This is a genomic window from Neorhizobium puerariae (assembly GCF_042429745.1).
Lineage (GTDB): Bacteria > Pseudomonadota > Alphaproteobacteria > Rhizobiales > Rhizobiaceae > Neorhizobium > Neorhizobium puerariae.
The window spans coordinates 15,993-33,418 of record NZ_JBHMAA010000001.1; the positions used below are offsets into that span (position 1 = coordinate 15,993).

The 17,426-nt window shown below is 64.2% G+C and carries 12 protein-coding genes; 6 read left to right on the forward strand and 6 right to left on the reverse strand.

The features are described from left to right. Positions 1–48: 48 nt before the first annotated feature. From ACFFP0_RS00075 to ACFFP0_RS00090, 4 genes are all read right to left on the reverse strand, one after another. A complete protein-coding gene (locus ACFFP0_RS00075) occupies positions 49–2,715 on the reverse strand; it encodes a cation-translocating P-type ATPase (RefSeq protein ID WP_377254227.1) in 2,667 nt (888 codons plus the stop codon). Between the two features lie 120 nt (positions 2,716–2,835). Beyond that, positions 2,836–5,256: a phosphoketolase family protein gene (locus ACFFP0_RS00080; RefSeq protein WP_446692699.1), complete on the reverse strand. Its 2,421-nt coding sequence runs from the start codon at positions 5,254–5,256 to the stop codon at positions 2,836–2,838. Between the two features lie 91 nt (positions 5,257–5,347). Further along, complete coding sequence (locus tag ACFFP0_RS00085) at positions 5,348–6,547, reverse strand: acetate/propionate family kinase (RefSeq protein WP_377254230.1); 1,200 nt, start codon at positions 6,545–6,547, stop codon at positions 5,348–5,350. Further along, positions 6,544–7,575 carry a bifunctional enoyl-CoA hydratase/phosphate acetyltransferase gene (locus ACFFP0_RS00090; protein WP_377254233.1) on the reverse strand — a complete coding sequence of 344 codons (1,032 nt, stop codon included), beginning with the start codon at positions 7,573–7,575 and terminating at the stop codon, positions 6,544–6,546. The genes ACFFP0_RS00085 and ACFFP0_RS00090 overlap by 4 nt, the downstream gene beginning before the upstream one ends. Before the next feature lie 80 nt (positions 7,576–7,655). Here ACFFP0_RS00090 and ACFFP0_RS00095 point away from each other — a divergent pair, with 80 nt between their 5' ends. Both ACFFP0_RS00095 and ACFFP0_RS00100 read left to right on the forward strand, forming a co-directional pair. Beyond that, positions 7,656–9,146: a pyruvate kinase gene (locus ACFFP0_RS00095; RefSeq protein ID WP_377254236.1), complete on the forward strand. Its 1,491-nt coding sequence runs from the start codon at positions 7,656–7,658 to the stop codon at positions 9,144–9,146. A 98-nt stretch (positions 9,147–9,244) separates the two neighbouring features. Continuing rightward, entirely contained in the window at positions 9,245–10,756 is a 1,512-nt protein-coding gene (locus ACFFP0_RS00100; protein WP_377254240.1) for a bifunctional aminoglycoside phosphotransferase/ATP-binding protein, read from the forward strand. Positions 10,757–10,802: 46 nt separating this feature from the next. Here the strand turns inward: ACFFP0_RS00100 and adhP are convergent, their stop codons facing one another. Then, the gene (gene adhP, locus ACFFP0_RS00105) at positions 10,803–11,840 is read right to left on the reverse strand and encodes an alcohol dehydrogenase AdhP (RefSeq protein WP_377254243.1); all 1,038 of its coding nucleotides are present in this window, start codon (positions 11,838–11,840) and stop codon (positions 10,803–10,805) included. An 80-nt stretch (positions 11,841–11,920) separates the two neighbouring features. After that, a complete protein-coding gene (locus tag ACFFP0_RS00110; protein WP_377254246.1) occupies positions 11,921–12,664 on the reverse strand; it encodes a response regulator in 744 nt (247 codons plus the stop codon). Positions 12,665–12,873: 209 nt separating this feature from the next. Between ACFFP0_RS00110 and ACFFP0_RS00115 the strand changes: the two genes are divergently transcribed. The 4 genes from ACFFP0_RS00115 to ACFFP0_RS00130 all read left to right on the forward strand — a co-directional run bounded on the left by ACFFP0_RS00115 (position 12,874) and on the right by ACFFP0_RS00130 (position 17,421). Further along, positions 12,874–13,404, forward strand: coding sequence for a dihydrofolate reductase (locus ACFFP0_RS00115; RefSeq protein ID WP_377254249.1), 531 nt, complete (start codon positions 12,874–12,876; stop codon positions 13,402–13,404). A gap of 137 nt (positions 13,405–13,541) precedes the next feature. Beyond that, on the forward strand, positions 13,542–14,636 hold the full coding sequence (gene hflK, locus ACFFP0_RS00120; RefSeq protein ID WP_377254252.1) for an FtsH protease activity modulator HflK: 1,095 nt from the start codon (positions 13,542–13,544) through the stop codon (positions 14,634–14,636). Continuing rightward, the gene (gene hflC / locus ACFFP0_RS00125) at positions 14,633–15,562 is read left to right on the forward strand and encodes a protease modulator HflC (RefSeq protein WP_377254255.1); all 930 of its coding nucleotides are present in this window, start codon (positions 14,633–14,635) and stop codon (positions 15,560–15,562) included. Before hflK ends, hflC begins: the two co-directional genes overlap by 4 nt. Positions 15,563–15,786: 224 nt before the next feature. Next, positions 15,787–17,421, forward strand: a complete 1,635-nt coding sequence (locus ACFFP0_RS00130; protein ID WP_377254258.1) for a Do family serine endopeptidase — start codon at positions 15,787–15,789, stop codon at positions 17,419–17,421. The last annotated feature ends 5 nt before the right edge of the window (positions 17,422–17,426 follow it).

Sequence of the window (17,426 nt, forward strand, 5' to 3'; positions counted from 1 at the left end):
GGCTGTCAAGGCGGATATACCGGTGTCGGGCCGAAGCTGGCGGCGCCTTTATCGAACGTCCTTGCGGCAGCGCCACTTGTCGAGTTCGGTGACGACGAGGATCGATGAGGCGGCGAGCAGCATCATTGCCCATTCCGCAAGCGAGATAGGAGCGAGTTCGAGCGTGTCCCGGAACCAGGGCATGTACATTGCCGCGATATGCAGGGCCTGCGCCGATACGACGGCGAGCAGCAACAGCGGATTGCCGAAGAACTTGAGCGAGAAGACGGAGCGATGTTCCGAGCGGCTGGTGAAGGTCTGCACGTTCTCGAACAGGACGAAGAGCAGGAGCAGCATGTTGCGCGCCTGCGAGACCTCGTATCCCTGCTGCAGAAGCCAATAGAAGACGGCGAAGCCGCCCAGGCCGATGACGAGCGTCGACAGGACGATCCGGCGGATCATCAGCCGGTCGAAGATCGGTTCCCTGGGACGCCGCGGAGGACGCGCCAGCTCGTCTCCCTCCGGTTTCTCGCCGGCAAGGGCCACATCCTGGATGCCGTTGGTGACGAGGTTGAGCCAGAGGAGCTGCACTGGCAGCAACGGCATGGGCAAGCCGAGCGGTATCGCCAGCAGGAAGAGCAGCATTTCCGCAGCACCGGTCGCGACCAGCATCAGGATGACCTTGCGGATGTTGGAATAGGCCGTGCGGCCTTCCCTGATGCCGCTGACGATCGAGGCGAAATTATCGTCGGTGACCACGATGTCGGCGCTTTCCTTGGCGACTTCCGTTCCCTTGCGTCCCATCGCCACCCCGACATGGGCGTGCTTGAGAGCGGGCGCATCGTTGACGCCGTCGCCGGTCACGGCGACGAAATGGCCGTTGCGGGCGAGCGACAATACGATCGCGAGCTTTTGCGCCGACGCGACGCGCGCATAGAGGCGGGCATGCCTGGTCAGTTCGTCGAGATGGTCGAGACCTCTTTCCTCCGCCTTGCTGACCTCCTCTCCGGTCGTGACCTGCTCCGGCCGGAATTGCAGGCCGGCCTGGCTGGCGATGGCGGCGGCCGTCTTCGGATCGTCGCCGGTCACCATCGAGACGTCGACGCCCGCCGCACGGCATTCGCGGATCGCCTCGGGCACTTCCGGCCTGATCGGGTCCTGCATGCCGGCAAGACCCAGGAAGACGAGATCGACGAGGTGGTGATACCCGTAGGCCTCGTCCGCGCCGCTGCGGATTTCTCCCTCCGCAAAGGCGAGCACACGCAGGCCGCGCTCCGCCATTTCCTCCTTCTGCCGGAAAAGAGCCTGGCGGTCGACCGGCGCCACGCCCTTGCCGGTGTCCATCCGGTCGGCCATGTCGATCAGGACTTCCGCCGATCCCTTCACGAATATGCGGACACGATCTCCGCGACGGTGAAAGGAAGCCGCATATTTCAGGTCCGGCTCGTAGGGGATGCGGGCGACCAGCGGGTAGTCTTCCGCGATCGCGTCCTGCGTCAGCCCGCCCTTGCGCGCGGCGGCGAGAAGAGCCACGTCCACCGTATCGCCGATCCCCTTCCAGCCGTCGGCCTCTTGGGTGAGCGCGCCTTCATTGGGCAACATCGCCGCCTTCAGAAGCTTTGCGGCCCGATCCCGGGCCTCGGTCGGGCTCATGTTCGAACTGCGGATTTCGCAGTCGTCGAGATCCCTGCCGGCGTCGAGCACCAGGTTCGTACCGTCCGGCAGGCGGATATCGGTGACCGTCAGCTCGTTGAGGGTCAGGGTGCCGGTCTTGTCGGTGGCGATCATCGTGCAGGAGCCGAGCGACTCCACCGCCGGCATGCGGCGTACGATGACATTCCTCCTGGCCATGCGCCGCATGCTGATCGCCAGCGCGATCGATATGGCGATCGGCAGGCCTTCCGGTATGGCGCTGACGGCGAGGCCGACCGACATCAGAAAGAGATCGCTCCAGGCAAGGCCGCGCAGAAAACCAACGGCGATGAGGATGAGCGAGGCGATGCCGACCGTCCAGGCGATCACGTTGGAGAAATGGGCGAGACGGATCATCAGCGGCGGCTGGGAAACCGATGCCTTGCCGATTTCGGACGCGATCCGGCCGATCTCGGTGGAGAGTCCCGTTGCGGTGACAATGCCCTTGCCGCGGCCGCGCGTGACCAGGGCTCCGGCAAAGGCCATGGCTGCCTTGCGGTCCCCGGCCGGGACGCCGGGAAGGGGAGCCGCTTTGCGCACCGGCAGGGATTCCCCGGTGAGCAGCGATTCGTCGCAAAGCAGGTCGTTGACTTCCATGAGCGTGAGGTCGGCTGGGACCCTTCCGCCGGCATCCAGCAGGACGAGATCGCCGGGGACGAGGAAGCGCGCCTCGATCTCCTGCACCTGGTCCTCACGGATGACGGCGGCATGCGGTTGTTCGAGTTGCCGGAGCGCGGCGGCCGCCCGGCCCGCGGAATATTCCTGCATCGAGCCGATCACCCCGTTCAGGAGCAGCACGACACCGATGAAGATGGCGTCCTCCGCTTCGCTGACGACCAGCGAAACGGCTGCCGCCAGCAGGAGGATGTAGATCAGCGGGCTGCGGAACTGGCGCAGGAAGATGACAAGGAGGGATGGAGACGTCGGCTCGGGGAGCAGGTTGGGGCCGTGCTCTTCGAGCCGGCTCGCAGCTTCGGCGCCGGTCAGTCCCCGGGACATGGCTGTCCCGGGCATATCGCGAGGCAAGGTCGAGGTGGCGGGCATGAGGGGCTCCGGTTTCAGGGCTGCCCCTCAATGTCCTTGTCGGGGCCTGTCGTAGCCCCCGACAATAGACGGGAGGCTCCGCCGGCCATTGACATCTGTCAATTCAGGCCGCGTCGACGATCAATTCGTCCATTTCCAGTTGCGGATTTCCGGCATGTCCTCGCCATGTTCCCGTACGTAGCGGTGATGTTCCTGCAGTTTGTCGCGCAGGGTGTCCGCCACATGCGCGGCCTTTTCCTTCAGGCCCGGAACCCGCTCGATCACCTCGATGGCGAGGTGGAAGCGGTCGAGTTCGTTCAGCACCGTCATGTCGAAAGGCGTCGTGGTCGTGCCTTCCTCCACGAAACCGCGGACATGGATGTTCCTGTGGTTGGTGCGTTTATAGGTCATGCGGTGGATGAGATAGGGATAGCCGTGATAGGCGAATATTACCGGCCGGTCGGTGGTGAAAAGCCGGTCGAACTCCGCATCGGCCAGGCCGTGCAGGTGCTGTTCCTTCGACTGCAGCGCCATGAGGTCGACGACGTTGACGACGCGGATGCGAAGCGCGGGAATGGCCTCCCGCAGGAGCTTGACGGCGGCAAGCGTCTCCATGGTCGGCACGTCGCCGGCGCAGGCCATCACCACATCCGGAGAAAGGGCTCCGTCCTCGTTGCCCGCCCAGTCCCAGATGCCGATGCCGGCCTCGCAATGGGCCACGGCCTCGTCCATCGTCAGCCATTGCGGCTCCGGCTGCTTGCCGGCGACGATGACGTTGATGCGGTCCCAGGTCTTCAGGCAATGGTCGCCGACCCAGAGCAGCGTATTGGCATCCGGCGGCAGATAGATGCGCACGATATCCGCCTTCTTGTTGGCGACGAGATCCACGAAGCCGGGGTCCTGGTGGGAGAAGCCGTTATGGTCCTGCCGCCAGACATGCGAGGTCAGCAGGTAGTTCAGCGAGGAGACGGGCTTGCGCCATTCGAGCTCGCGGGAGACCTTCAGCCATTTGGCATGCTGGTTGAACATGGAATCGATGATGTGGATGAAGGCTTCGTAGCAGGAGAAGAAGCCGTGGCGACCGGTGAGCAGGTAGCCTTCCAGCCAGCCCTGGCAAAGATGCTCCGACAGCACTTCCATGACGCGCCCGTCGCGCGAAAGATGCACGTCATAAGGCTCTATCTTCTCCATCCAGACGCGGTCGGTGGTTTCAAAGACGGCGCCGAGGCGGTTGGATTCCGTTTCGTCGGGGCCGAAGATGCGGAAGTTGGAGTTGGCGTCGTTGAGCTTCAGGATGTCGCGCAGATAGCGGCCGAGCACTTCCGTGGTCTGGACCATGGCCTTGCCACGCTCCGCCGGCAGTACCGGCACGGCATGGTCGCGGATATCCGGCACCGTGAGTTCCTTGCGCAGCACGCCGCCGTTGGCATGCGGATTGGCGCCCATGCGGCGCTCGCCTTTCGGGGCAAGCGCCTGCAGTTCGGCCTTCAGCCTGCCTTTCGCATCGAACAGGTCTTCCGGGTCGTAGCTGCGCATCCAGTCCTCGAGGATCTTGCGGTGGGCGGCGTCCTCCCGGCAATTGGCGACCGGAACCTGATGCGCCCGCCAGAAATCCTCGACCTTCTTGCCGTCCACTTCCTTCGGGCCCGTCCAGCCCTTGGGGCTTCTCAGCACGATCATCGGCCAGCGCGGGCAACCGTCGCCGGGATCGCCGCCGCGCGCTTTCGCCTGGATTGCCTTGATGCGGTCGAAGACCCGGTCGAGCACCGACGCCATCTGCAGGTGCATCTTCTCCGGCTCGTGCCCTTCGACGAAGAAAGGTTCGTAGCCATATCCCCGGAAGAGATGTTCGAGGTCTTCGTCGCTCACGCGGGAGAGCACGGTGGGATTGGCGATCTTGTAACCATTCAGATGCAGGATCGGCAGCACGGCGCCGTCGCGGGTTGGATTGATGAACTTGTTCGATTGCCAGCTTGCCGAAAGAGGCCCGGTCTCCGCTTCGCCATCCCCGACGACGCAGGCGACGACGAGGTCCGGATTGTCGAAGGCGGCGCCATAGGCATGCACCAGGGCATAGCCGAGTTCGCCGCCTTCATGGATGGAGCCGGGCGTTTCGGGTGCCGCATGGCTTGGAATGCCGCCGGGAAACGAGAACTGCCTGAAGAGCTTCCTGACGCCCTCCGCGTCCTCGGAAATCTCCGGATAGATTTCGCTGTAGCTGCCTTCGAGATAGGTGCTGGCGACCATGCCGGGTCCGCCATGGCCCGGTCCGCAGATGTAGATCACGTTCCGATCGCGGTTGCGGATAATGCGGTTGAGGTGGGTGTAGATGAAATTGAGGCCGGGGGTCGTGCCCCAGTGGCCGAGCAGCCTGGGCTTGATGTGTTCGGCCTTCAGGGGCGTGCGCAAAAGCGGATTGTCGAGCAGGTAGATCTGCCCCACGGAGAGATAGTTGGCGGCGCGCCAATAGCGATCCATCAGCGCCAGTTCTTCCGCGCCGATCTGAGGGCTGATTTCTGGGCCGATCTCAGGGGTTGCAGGTGAGGGAGCGTTCGGCTGCATCGGTTTCTCCTTTGAATGGTCTGGCGCACCTTTACCGGGAAACGGAAACCCGTTCATGACATAGGTCATGGTCCGCCGGGGATGGGATGGATCAGGACGCGGCGGGCCGCTTTCCTGCTGTAAACAACGAAAGGCATTCCTCCACGATCATCTGTTCTTCGTCCGTGGGAATGACGTAGACTGCGATACGGCTTGTCGGCGTGCTGATCTTCATCGCATTTCTTTCATTGGCGGCGGTGTCGAGCTCGACGCCGAGCCAGAGGAGCCGTTCGGCGACCCGTTCGCGCACCTTCGGCTGGTTCTCGCCGATGCCGGCGGTGAACACGATGGCATCCAGTCCTTCCAGCGTGGACGCCAGACGGCAGATTTCGCCGGCGATCCTCAGCGTGAAGAGATCGATCGCTTCCTGCGCCTGTGCGCCGCCATCTTCGAAAAGATCCCGGATGTCCCCGCTCAGGCCGGAGACCCCGAGAAGGCCGGACTGGTGATAAAGCATGTCCTCCACCTCCCGGACGGTCTTGCCGAGAGGGCCGAGGAAATGCAGGAGCACGCCCGGATCGAGCCAGCCCGGCCGCGTCGCCATGGGAATGCCGTCGAGCGTGGAAAAGCCCATGCTGGTGTCGCGGCTCTGGCTGTTCTCGATGGCGCAGAGGCTGGCGCCGCTGCCGAGATGGGCCATGACGACCTTGCCGCGGCCGACCTCCGGTTCCTTCCGGGCCAGAGCGCCGGCGACATACCGATAGGAGAGGCCGTGGAAGCCGTACCGCTTGATGCCCCGGTCGTGATAGGCGCGGGGGATCGCGATCCGCCGCACGAGGTCCTGCTGGGTGGCATGGAAGGTGGTGTCGAACGAGCCGGTCTGGAAAAGCGCGGGCCGCAGGTGCCGTACCGCCCTGATGAGCCGCAGCGCCTGCGGCTGATGGAGCGGGGCCAGCTCCGTCAGCGTCCTGATCTTTTCGATCGTTTCCAGATTCAGTTCGACCGGACCGTCGAAGGCATCGCCGCCGTGGACGATCCGGTGTCCGGCCGCGATGACGGTCCGGAGATCGAAATGCTTCCCCAGTTCCCGGAACACCTCGTCCATGAGATCGGCAAGATCGTCGCCGGCTTCTCCCTCGAGCGGCAGCTCGAACTGCGTCGGGCCTTCCTTCAGGTGCAGCATCAGCGGCTGGCTGGCGAAATCGACCACCGCCTTGCCGACGCGCTCCGGTTCGTCGCCCGAAAGCCGGAAGATGCCGATCTTCACGGTGGAGGAGCCGGCATTGAAGGTCAGGAGAAGCCTGTCGGTCATGCGATGTTCCCTGTCTCTTGGCGCTTGGCGGCGATCAGCTTGGCAAGCGCGGCGGAGGCCGTGCGAACCTTGGCGGGATCGGCGCGGCTTGTCAGAATGATAGGAACGCGAGCGCCGAGGACCAGACCGGCCGCGTCCGCGCCGGCGAAATAAATGAGCTGCTTGGCAAGCATGTTGCCGGCTTCCAGATCGGGAACCAGAAGAATATCGGCCTGGCCGGCGACGGGCGAGGCGATGCATTTCGCCTGGGCCGCTTCGATGCTGATGGCGTTGTCGAAGGCAAGCGGTCCGTCGACGACCGCGCCGGTGATCTGCCCGCGCGCCGCCATCACGGTCAGGGCCGCGGCGTCGAGCGTCGCGGGCATCCGGCTGTTGACGGTTTCGACGGCAGCCAGCACGGCGACAAGCGGCTTTTCGACACCGATCAGGTGCATCAGGTCGACGGCGTTCTGGCAGATGTCGCGCTTCTGATCAAGATCGGGCTGGATGTTGATCGCGGCGTCGGTGACGACGAGCAGCTTTTCGTAGGCGGGCACGTCCATCATGTAGACGTGGCTCATGCGCCGTTCCGTCCGCAATCGCGAGGATGGAGCCACGACCGCCGACAGCAGTTCGTCGGTATGGAGGCTGCCTTTCATCAGCGCCGCGACCTTGCCGGTCGAGGCAAGTTCGACGGCGCGTTCCGCCGCGGCGTGGCTGTGCTCGACGGCCTCGATACCGATGCCTTCCAGCGAAAGTTCGGCCGCATCGGCAATCGTTCTGATCTTCCGTTCCGGCCCGACCAGGATCGGATCGAGAAGCTGCTGGTCCCGAAGCTCGACCGCGGAGCGAAGGGCTTCGGTCGAGCAGGGATGCACGATCGCCGTGCGCATGGGAGGCAATGCGACCGCCTGACGGATAAGGGCCTCGTAGCGGCCATGGTGTCTGAGCATGGTATCCACAGGAGCGTCCTGTTCCCTGTTGTTGCATGACCCGGAGGGCCGGCTCGCGGCCTTTGTTCCCGGGAAAAGCGACATGTTCCTTGACATAGCGCAAGGTCGTCGCCCCCCGTCATGAAGAATTGATCTTCGAAGGGCAGGTTTGGCGAAGTCATCAAAGGAGACGAGCGATGCTGCATGCGGTCGAGAATGCTTCCGGTACGGGCGATCTGTCGGATGAACTGCTTGCCTTGCGCAACGACATTGCCGGCCAGGCAGCGTCGAGGCTTCAGGCGCTTGCAGGCGAGGATCAACTGAACGGGGACAAGCGGGCCGGGCTTGAAAATCTCTGCCATTACCTCTCGCTGCGGCATCACGACCTGCGATCGCTGCAGCGCAAGCTGATGTGGCGCGGCCTCTCGTCGCTCGGCCGGCTGGAAAGCCGGGTTCTGCCGACGATCGACGCCGTCCTGGCGACGCTTGCAGCCATTCGCGGCGCGGAGCCGCCGTTCCCGCCACCTTCCGAGGAGGCGTTCTTCCGGGGCGAAAACCTTTTGCGGCAATCGACGGACGAGCTTTTCGGCGAGCCCCGCGCACACCGCCGGAGCCGCATCATGGTGACGCTTCCGAGCGAGGCCGCAGAGCGTCCGGATTTCATCCTGGACCTTGCGAGGCGCGGAATGGATGTCGCGCGGATCAACTGCGCCCATGACGACGATCAGGCGTGGGCCGAGATGGCCAAGCATGTGAAGGCCGCCGGCGCCGATCTCGGTCGACGGCTGACGATCCTCATGGACATAGCGGGACCCAAGATCCGTACGGAGGCGGTGGCGGCCGAGAAGGGCAGCAGGCTCCAGGCGGGCGACCTCCTGCGGCTCGTCGCGAAGGGTGCGCCATACGTGACCCCCGACGTGCGCTTCTCCTCCGCCGTCTCCCTGCCGGAAATCGTGACGCGCGTTTCGGTCGGGGATCGTATCCGTTATGACGACGGCAAGCTGGAAGGCGTGGTGGAAAGCGTTTCCGAAGGCGAGGCGCTTGTCCGCGTGGGCCATGCCAAGACCGGCGGGGCGAAGCTGAAACCGGAGAAGGGGCTGAACCTGCCGGATACCGCCCTCGGGCTTTCTCCGCTGACCGCCAAGGACCACAGCGATCTCGCCGCGGTCATCGGCCATGCCGACATGCTCGGCTATTCTTTCGTCAGCAGGCCCGACGATATCGACCTCCTGGAAGAGGCGCTCGCCGAATTCCCGCGCCGGGATCACGCGCTCGGCCTCATCGCCAAGATCGAGCAGCCGCAGGCGGTCACCAACCTGCCGGCGCTGATCGCGCGGGCCTATTGCCGCAACCGGCCCTTCGGCGTGATGATCGCGCGCGGCGATCTCGCCGCCGAAATCGGTTTCGAGCGGGTCGCGGAAATGCAGGAGGAAATCCTCTGGATCTGCGAGGCCGCCTGCGTGCCGACCGTCTGGGCGACGCAGGTCCTGGAGGACCTGGTCAAGGAAGGGCTGCCCTCCCGGGGCGAGATGACCGACGCGGCCATGGCTGCCCGGGCGGAATGCGTCATGCTCAACAAGGGGCCCGCGGTCGGCGAGGCCGTGACCCTTCTCGACAGCCTGCTATCGCGGATGGACGAGCATATCTTCAAGAAGACCCCGACCTTGCGGGCGCTGAAGTCCTGGTAAATGCTGGAGCGGGGTTTGTCCGTTGACCCACGTCAAGGTCGCGCCGCGCATCGGATGGCCTCCTGTCGGGGAGACCATCCGCAAGGAAGAGGACGACGATGACGGAAGATCAGAGCAGCACGATCGCTTTCCTGGCCGATCCGGCGACCCATGGCCTCAAAAATCCGGTCGATACGATCGAGACGCATATCTCGGTGATCGTGCTCGCCGGCGACCGGGCCTACAAGATGAAGAAGGCGCTGAAGCTTCCCTATGTGGATTTCTCCACCGCCGCCATCCGCGAGGAAGCCTGCCGCAAGGAAATCGCGCTGAACGGCGAGACCGCTCCCGGGCTTTACCTCGGCGTGCGGAGGATCACGCGCGCGTCGGACGGTTCCCTCGAATTCGATGGGAGCGGACCGCTCGTGGACACCGCCATCGAAATGGTGCGGTTCGGACAGGAACTGCTTTTCGACCGCATGGCGGTCGCCGGCAGGCTCACGCCTGAATTGATGAGCGCCGCCGCCCACATGATCGCCGTCTATCACAGCAAGGCGCCTGTCGTTTCCACAGGAGGCGGGGCGGAAAACATCGCCGCCGTTCTCGATATCAACGATGCCGGTTTTGCCACCAGCCACGTCTTCGATCCGGCGGCGGTTGCCGAACTCGGCGAAGCGTTCCGTTCGAAGCTCGGGCGCCACGCGGCGCTGCTCGACCGGCGGGCTCTGGCCGGCAGGGTCCGGCGTTGTCATGGAGACCTGCATCTGCGCAACATCTGCTTGCTGGACGGTCAGCCATGCCTTTTCGACTGTATCGAATTCAATGCGCAGATCGCCACGATCGATGTCCTCTACGACCTTGCCTTCCTGCTCATGGACCTCTGGTATCGCGGCTTTCCGGATCTCGCCAACCTGGTGACGAACCGCTATTTCGACGAGACGGGCGACGAGGACGGCTTCTGCTTGCTGCCGTTCCTGATGGCGATCCGGGCGGCCGTTCGCGCGCATGTCACGGCGACGCAGGCCGAGGAACCCGGTCAGGATACCGGCAGGCTGACGAAGGAGTCGAAATCCTACTTCGACCTGGCGCATGCCCTGCTTGAGGACCGGCCGGCGCGTCTCATCGCGATCGGCGGGCTGAGCGGGTCGGGCAAGACGACGGTCGCCGATCGTCTGGCGGCAAGGGTCGGGGCGCCGGCGGGGGCGAGGATCATCGAAAGCGACCGGATACGCAAGGCGCTGCACGGCGTCTCCGCCGACACGAGGTTGCCGGCCTCCGCCTACAGTCCCGATGTCTCCCGCAAAGTCTATCAGGAAATGGCGCGACGGGCGGAACTGATCCTGGCGCAGGGAGGTTCGGCGGTCGCCGATGCCGTTTTCGACGATCCCCTGAAACGGGCGCTCATCGAGACGGCCGCTGCCAATACCGGTGTCGATTTCCTGGGAATCTGGCTGGATGCCGATCCGGCATTGCTCCTTCAGCGGGTTCGCGACCGGAAAGGCGGCCAATCGGATGCCGATGCGAACGTGCTTGCCGGCCAGCTTGCCCGCAATCCCGCGAACATCACATGGCGTCATGTCGATGCGTCGATGCCGCTGGAGGACATCCTCGCCGCCATCCTTCGCGGCTGAGGAGAAAAGGCGCCGGAAATCGATCCCGGCGCCTTGATCCGGCAGGTCATGCCACGGATGCGAAATCCAGAACCATGCGTCCCTCGATCTTGCCGTCCTTGAGGCGGGCGAAGATGTCGTTGATATCCTCGAGCGGCGCCTTGTGGATTTCGGTCTTGACCTTGCCTTCGGTCGCGAAGGCGACCGCCTCGTCGAGGTCGCGGCGCGTGCCGACGATCGAGCCGCGAACGGTGATGCGCTTCAGCACAACATCGAAGATCGGGGTGGGGAATTCCCCCGGCGGCAGGCCGACGAGGCTCACCGTTCCCTTGCGCCTTACCATGCGGATGGCCTGAGAGAAGGCCGGCGGCGAAACGGCCGTCACGAGAATGCCATGGGCTCCGCCGCCCGTGGCGTCCCTGACTTCCTCGACGGCCGTCAGGGCGCGCGCATCGACGGCGAGATCGGCCCCGACGCTGCGGGCGAGGGCGAGCTTTTCGGCGCTGACGTCCAGCGCCGCGACCTTGAGGCCCATCGCCTTTGCATATTGGATGGCGACATGGCCGAGGCCGCCGACACCCGAGATCGCCACCCATTCGCCGGGCCGGGCCTCGGTTTCCTTCAGGCCCTTGTAGGTGGTGACACCGGCGCAAAGGATGGGCGAGATCGCGGCGAAGTCGACATTCTGCGGCAGGCGTGCGGCGAAGGCCGCGGAGGCGATGACATACTCCGCAAAACCGCCGTTGCAGCTGTAGCCCGTGTTGTGCTGGTGCTCGCAAAGCGTTTCCCAGCCCGTCTCGCAATATTCGCAACGAAGGCAGGCGTCGTGCAGCCAGGCCACGCCGACGGCATCGCCTTCCTTGAAATCCGTCACGCCCGGGCCAAGCTCAACGACCACGCCGGCAGCTTCGTGTCCCGGGATGAAGGGCGGCGTCGGCTTGACGGGCCAGTCGCCATCGGCTGCATGAAGATCGGTGTGGCATACGCCGCAAGCGATGACCTTCACGAGAATCTCGCCCGGCCCGGGGACCGGAACGGGGACGCATTCGATTGCAAGAGGTTTGCCGAATTGATGCACCACGGCAGCTTTCATCGTCCTGGCCATCTTTGTCTCCTTTTGGTGAGAGGCGCAGTATCCGAGCCGATTTTGATGAGCTGGAAGCTCGTTTCATTGATCCAACGCAATCAAGAACAGTCTTGCCAGGCGAGCTTTCCGGTAAACACATAGCCGATGCCGCGCACGGCCTTGATGAGCTGGGGCTGCCTGGCATCGGCTTCGATCTTCCGGCGCAGCCGCACGATCTGGGCGTCGATGGTCCGGTCGAAGGCGGCAAGCTGCCGCCCGCGGGTCGCATCCATCAGGAATTCGCGGGAAAGCACCCGTCCGGCATGCTGTACGAACGTTGCCAGCATTTCGAACTCGCCGGTCGTGAGTTCCACGTTCCGGCCATCCGCCGCCGCCAGCTCCCTTCGTGTGAGGTCGAGGCTCCAGCTTTCGAAGCGGACGATCTTCTCCTCGCCGGCATCCTTCGGTACCGTGCCGGACTGCCGGCGCCGAAGGATGGACTTCAGCCGGGCATGGACCTCGCGCAGGTGAAAGGGCTTGGCGATGTAGTCGTCCGCGCCGATTTCCAGGCCGATGATCCGGTCGATCACGTCGTCGCGTCCGGTGAGCATCATGATCGGAATATCCGAATAGGCCCTGATCTCGCGGGCGAGATCCAGGCCGTCCTCGCCGCCCGGCAGCGACAGGTCGAGGAGGATGATGTCGATATTCCTGTGTCTGAGATGCGCCTGCATCTCGATGCCGCTGGCGGCGGCGCTGACCGCATATCCTTCGCCGTCGAAATAGCGGGTGAGCATCTGGCGCACCCTCTCGTCGTCATCGACGACGAGAATATGGGCGGCGCAAGTCTGGGGAGATGACATCTGAAAGGAAGCCGTATCCGTCACAATCTGTTGCATAACCCAACCGTCTCCAATACCGCTAGATTCGTTGCGGCCGGCCTCTGACCGGCTCTACCGAACGAAAGCGGTGTCATGTTTCCGACGAATTGTCCGAATGTTCTCCATAGGCGGAATACAGCTTTTGCATATGAGACAAATTGCCTACACGCGCTGATTTCAGGGCGGACGGCATGACGAAGCCGCGTCTCGTCATTGTCGTCGCCGTTTCCAGGAATGGCGTCATCGGCCGGGACGGCGACATGCCGTGGAAGCTGTCGACCGATCTCAGGCGTTTCAAGGCGATGACGCTCGGCAAGCCGGTCATCGTCGGGCGCAAGACCTTCGATTCATTCGGAGGCAGGCCGCTGCCCGGCCGCCCGCACGTCGTCGTCACCCGGAATCCCGGCTTCCGTTATGAAGGCGTCGATGTGGCCGCATCGTTTGCCGAGGCTGTCGGCGTGGCCGGCCGGAAGGCTGCGGAAACCGGTGCGGATGAAATCTTCGTGCTCGGCGGCGGAGAAATCTATGCCGAGGCGATCAAGATCGCCGACCTGCTGCGCGTCACGCATGTCGAGACCGATATTTCCGATGGGGACACTGTCTTTCCGGCGATCGATCCGGATATTTTCGAAAAGATCGAGGAGATCGCGGTGCCGGCCGGCGAGAGGGACAACTACCCCACGCGTTTCGTCACCTATCGCCGCTACGGCGCGACAAACTGAAACATTTCGTTACCAAACAACGGGAAGTTATTGAGCCTGCGTTGAAAGCGAGGCGCCGCATACCTATAACGGCATGGCCAGACTGCCATCACACGGCATGGTCGCGGCGAGGGAGTGGCAAGAACAAAGAGGTTTTGATGCCCTGGAGCAATCAGAATGGCGGCGGCGGCCCGTGGGGCGGCGGCGGTAACAATCAGGGGCCCTGGGGGCAGGGACCGAACCGTCCGCGCGGCGGAGGCAGCGGCGGTCCGCCCGACCTTGAGGACATCATCCGGCGCAGCCAGGACCGGCTGCGCGGCGTGATGCCCGGCGGCTTCAACGGCGGGGCGTTCGTGATCGTGCTGATCGTGGTCGTCGCCTTCCTCGCCTTCCAGTCCGTTTATACCGTGCAGCCGGACGAACGCGGCGTCGAACTGCGCTTCGGCCGCCCGAAGGAGGAAATCTCCATGCCGGGCCTGCATTTCCATTTCTGGCCGTTCGAGTCCGTCGAGATCGTGAAGGTCACGGAACAGCAGCAGAATATCGGCGCGACCCGGGGATCGAGCTCCAACGCGGGCTGGATGCTGACCGGCGACCAGAACATCGTCAACGTCCAGTTCTCGGTGCTCTTCACCGTCACCGATCCGAAGGCCTATCTCTTCAACCTGGAAAGCCCGGCCGCGACGTTGCAGCAGGTTTCCGAAAGCGCCATGCGCGAAGTGGTCGGCCGCCGTCCGGCGCAGGATATCTTCCGCGACAATCGCGAAGGCATTTCCACCGAGGTGCGCAACATCATCCAGGGCACGATGGATACCTATGGTTCCGGCATTTCCATCAATGCCGTGCCGATCGAGGATGCCGCGCCGCCGCGTGAAGTGGCCGACGCCTTCGAAGAGGTGCAGCGCGCGGAGCAGGACGAAGACCGCTTCGTCGAGGAAGCCAACCAGTACGCCAACCAGAAGCTCGGCCAGGCGCGCGGCCAGGCCGCGCAGGTCCGCGAAGAGGCATCCGCCTACAAGGATCGGGTCGTCAACGAGGCGCAGGGTGAAGCGCAGCGCTTCATCTCCATCTATCAGGAATATGCCAACGCGCCCGAAGTCACCCGGCGGCGAATCTTCCTCGAAACCATGGAAGCGGTGCTGAAAAGCTCCAACAAGGTCATCCTGGATGACAAGCAGGGTGTGGTTCCCTATCTGCCGCTCAACGAAATCAACCGGCAGCAGCCGGGTCAGACGCAGGGAGCCAACCGATGAATTCCAATCGACTTCCCGCAATTCTGATCGGTTTCGCCGTCATTCTCCTGCTCGTGTATTCCTCGGTCTTCGTGGTCAATGAGCGTGAGCAGGCCATCGTCGTCCGCTTCGGCCAGATCCAGGACGTCAAGCGAGAGCCGGGCATCTACTTCAAGCTGCCGTTCGCCTTCATGGACGCCGACCGGGTGCAATATGTCGAAGACCGGGCGCTGCGCTTCGATCTCGACAATATCCGTGTGCAGGTCCGCGGCGGCGCCTTCTACGAGGTGGACGCGTTCGTGGTCTATGCGATCAACGATCCGCGCCGCTTCCGCGAAACCGTCTCGGGGGATCGCGAATCTGCCGAGTCGCGCCTGCGGACCCGTCTCGATGCGGCGCTGCGCCGTGTCTACGGCCTGCGCAACTTCGATGCGGCGCTTTCCGACGAGCGCTCCTCGATGATGCAGGAGGTTCGCACGGACCTCAGTTCGGCGGCGGAAACGCTCGGGCTTTCGATCCGCGACGTCCGCATTCGCCGCACCGATCTGACGCAGGAGGTCTCGCAGCAGACGTTCCAGCGCATGAGGGCGGAACGTCTTGCGGAAGCGGAACTGATCCGCGCCCGCGGTAACGAGGAAGGCCAGCGCCGGCGTGCCATCGCCGATCGCCAGGTGGTCGAGATCGTTTCGCAAGCGCAGCGGGATTCGGAAATCCTGCGAGGCGAGGGTGACGCAGAGCGCAACCGGATCTTCGGCGAGGCCTTCCAGCGCGATCCGGGCTTCTTCGAGTTCTATCGCTCGATGCGGGCCTATGTCGCCTCGCTTGCCGACAAGGGCACGACCATGGTGCTCTCGCCGAATTCGGAATTCTTCAAGTTCTTCAATTCGTCGGACGGCGTGCAGCCGCAGGCCGCAACACCGCCGGCATCGCCGGCGCCGGCGAACTGATCCCGGTACGTGTCGGGGCGGCCAGGGCCGCCCCTTCTCTTGCTCGTGACCTTCCACAGGTCAAACAGGCAGCGGGCGCGATCCTCACGAAAAGGTAATTTCCCCCGTCGCTATTCCGCCTTATGCTCTGCCGAAACTCCGCCCGATTCAAAGGCTCCAATACCTGCCCGGGTGAGCGTAGCGCCATCGGAGCTATGCCGAAAATCCAACAGCGAGGATGCCAGATGGCCCATTCGGTTCGATCGTCCTTCAAGCACACCGTCGCGTTGACGGCGGCCTTTGCCGTGCTGGCGGGACCCTTGCAGGCGATTGCGCAAACTCCGGCACCGCCGCCTCCGGGGCAGAACGCCAATCCGCCGGCTACGATGCTGCCGGCGCCGCCGACGCCGTCTCCGAGCATCAACCCGCCGCCGCCAGGTCCTGCCACGGCCGCAGGTCCGAGTTCGATCGCCGATCTCGCCGAAGGTCTGCTCGATGCCGTCGTAAACATCTCCACGTCCCAGAGCGTCAAGGATCAGGGAGCAGGCCCGCAGCCGCAGATTCAGGAAGGCTCGCCGTTCCAGGAGTTCTTCGAGGACTTCTTCGACGGCCCCGGCAACCAGAACAGCAACCAGAAGGTCTCCTCGCTCGGCTCCGGTTTCGTGATCGACCCCTCCGGTTTCGTGGTGACCAACAACCATGTGATCGAGGGCGCGGACGATATCGAGGTGATCTTCCCGAACGGCAGCAAGCTCAAGGCGAGGCTCGTCGGGACGGACACCAAGACGGACCTTTCCGTGCTCAAGGTGGAGCCGAAGGCGCCGCTGAAGGCCGTTCGCTTCGGCGATTCCCGCCGGATGCGCATCGGCGACTGGGTGATGGCGATCGGCAACCCGTTCGGCCTCGGCGGCTCGGTGACGCTCGGCATCATTTCGGCTCGCGGCCGCAACATCAATGCCGGCCCGTACGACAATTTCATCCAGACGGATGCGGCGATCAACAAGGGCAACTCGGGCGGCCCGCTGTTCAACATGCGCGGGGAGGTCATCGGCATCAACACGGCGATCATCTCGCCCTCCGGCGGCTCCATCGGCATCGGTTTCGCCGTGCCGACCGAACTTGCCGAGAACATCGTGCATCAGCTTACGGAATTCGGCGAGACGCGCCGCGGCTGGCTCGGCGTCCGCATCCAGCCCGTCACCGATGACGTCGCCTCGAGCCTCGGCCTCGACCGGGCGCGGGGGGCGCTGGTTTCGGGCGTCGTCAACGGCGGCCCGATCAGGAACGGCGAGATCAAGGCCGGCGACGTGGTCCTGAGCTTCGACGGCCAGCCGGTCAACGAAATGCGCGACCTGCCGCGCATCGTGGCGGAAAGCCCGGTCGGCAAGGAGGTCGACGTCGTGATCCTGCGGGACGGCAAGGAGCAGACCGTCAAGGTCACGCTTGGTCGCCTGGAGGATAGCGCTGAGCCGGAGGATGACGCCGACCAACCCACTCTGCCGGAAGGCCAAGGCCAGGGCAATGACACGGCGCCGGACAATGGCGCGCCGGGCGACCAGAACGGTGCGGTGGACCAGGGGCCGGCCGCGACCTTCGGCATGACGCTCGCCACGCTCGACGAGGAACGCCGCAAGAGCTTCAGCATCGCCGAAAGCGTCGAGGGCGTGGTCATTACCGCGGTCGAACCCAACTCGCCGGCCGCCCAGAAGGGGTTGAAACCCGGAGAGGTGGTCGTCGAGGTGGGGCAGGATTTCGTGGAAAGCCCGGCCGACGTGGTCAAGCGGATCAACCTGCTGAAGTCGGAAGGCCGGCGCAATGCGCATGTCATGATCGCCGATCCCTCGGGCAATCTGCGCTTCGTGGCTCTTCCCCTGGAATAGGGTTG

Excerpts from the sequence above, each read along its gene's own strand:
- ACFFP0_RS00075 (WP_377254227.1), bottom strand. The coding sequence starts at position 2,715 with ATGCCCGCCACCTCGACCTTGCCTCGCGATATGCCCGGGACAGCCATG.
- ACFFP0_RS00080 (WP_446692699.1), bottom strand. The coding sequence starts at position 5,256 with ATGCAGCCGAACGCTCCCTCACCTGCAACCCCTGAGATCGGCCCAGAA.
- ACFFP0_RS00085 (WP_377254230.1), bottom strand. The coding sequence starts at position 6,547 with ATGACCGACAGGCTTCTCCTGACCTTCAATGCCGGCTCCTCCACCGTG.
- ACFFP0_RS00090 (WP_377254233.1), bottom strand. The coding sequence starts at position 7,575 with ATGTCAAGGAACATGTCGCTTTTCCCGGGAACAAAGGCCGCGAGCCGG.
- ACFFP0_RS00095 (WP_377254236.1), top strand. The coding sequence starts at position 7,656 with ATGCTGCATGCGGTCGAGAATGCTTCCGGTACGGGCGATCTGTCGGAT.
- ACFFP0_RS00100 (WP_377254240.1), top strand. The coding sequence starts at position 9,245 with ATGACGGAAGATCAGAGCAGCACGATCGCTTTCCTGGCCGATCCGGCG.
- adhP (WP_377254243.1), bottom strand. The coding sequence starts at position 11,840 with ATGGCCAGGACGATGAAAGCTGCCGTGGTGCATCAATTCGGCAAACCT.
- ACFFP0_RS00110 (WP_377254246.1), bottom strand. The coding sequence starts at position 12,664 with ATGTCATCTCCCCAGACTTGCGCCGCCCATATTCTCGTCGTCGATGAC.
- ACFFP0_RS00115 (WP_377254249.1), top strand. The coding sequence starts at position 12,874 with ATGACGAAGCCGCGTCTCGTCATTGTCGTCGCCGTTTCCAGGAATGGC.
- hflK (WP_377254252.1), top strand. The coding sequence starts at position 13,542 with ATGCCCTGGAGCAATCAGAATGGCGGCGGCGGCCCGTGGGGCGGCGGC.
- hflC (WP_377254255.1), top strand. The coding sequence starts at position 14,633 with ATGAATTCCAATCGACTTCCCGCAATTCTGATCGGTTTCGCCGTCATT.
- ACFFP0_RS00130 (WP_377254258.1), top strand. The coding sequence starts at position 15,787 with ATGGCCCATTCGGTTCGATCGTCCTTCAAGCACACCGTCGCGTTGACG.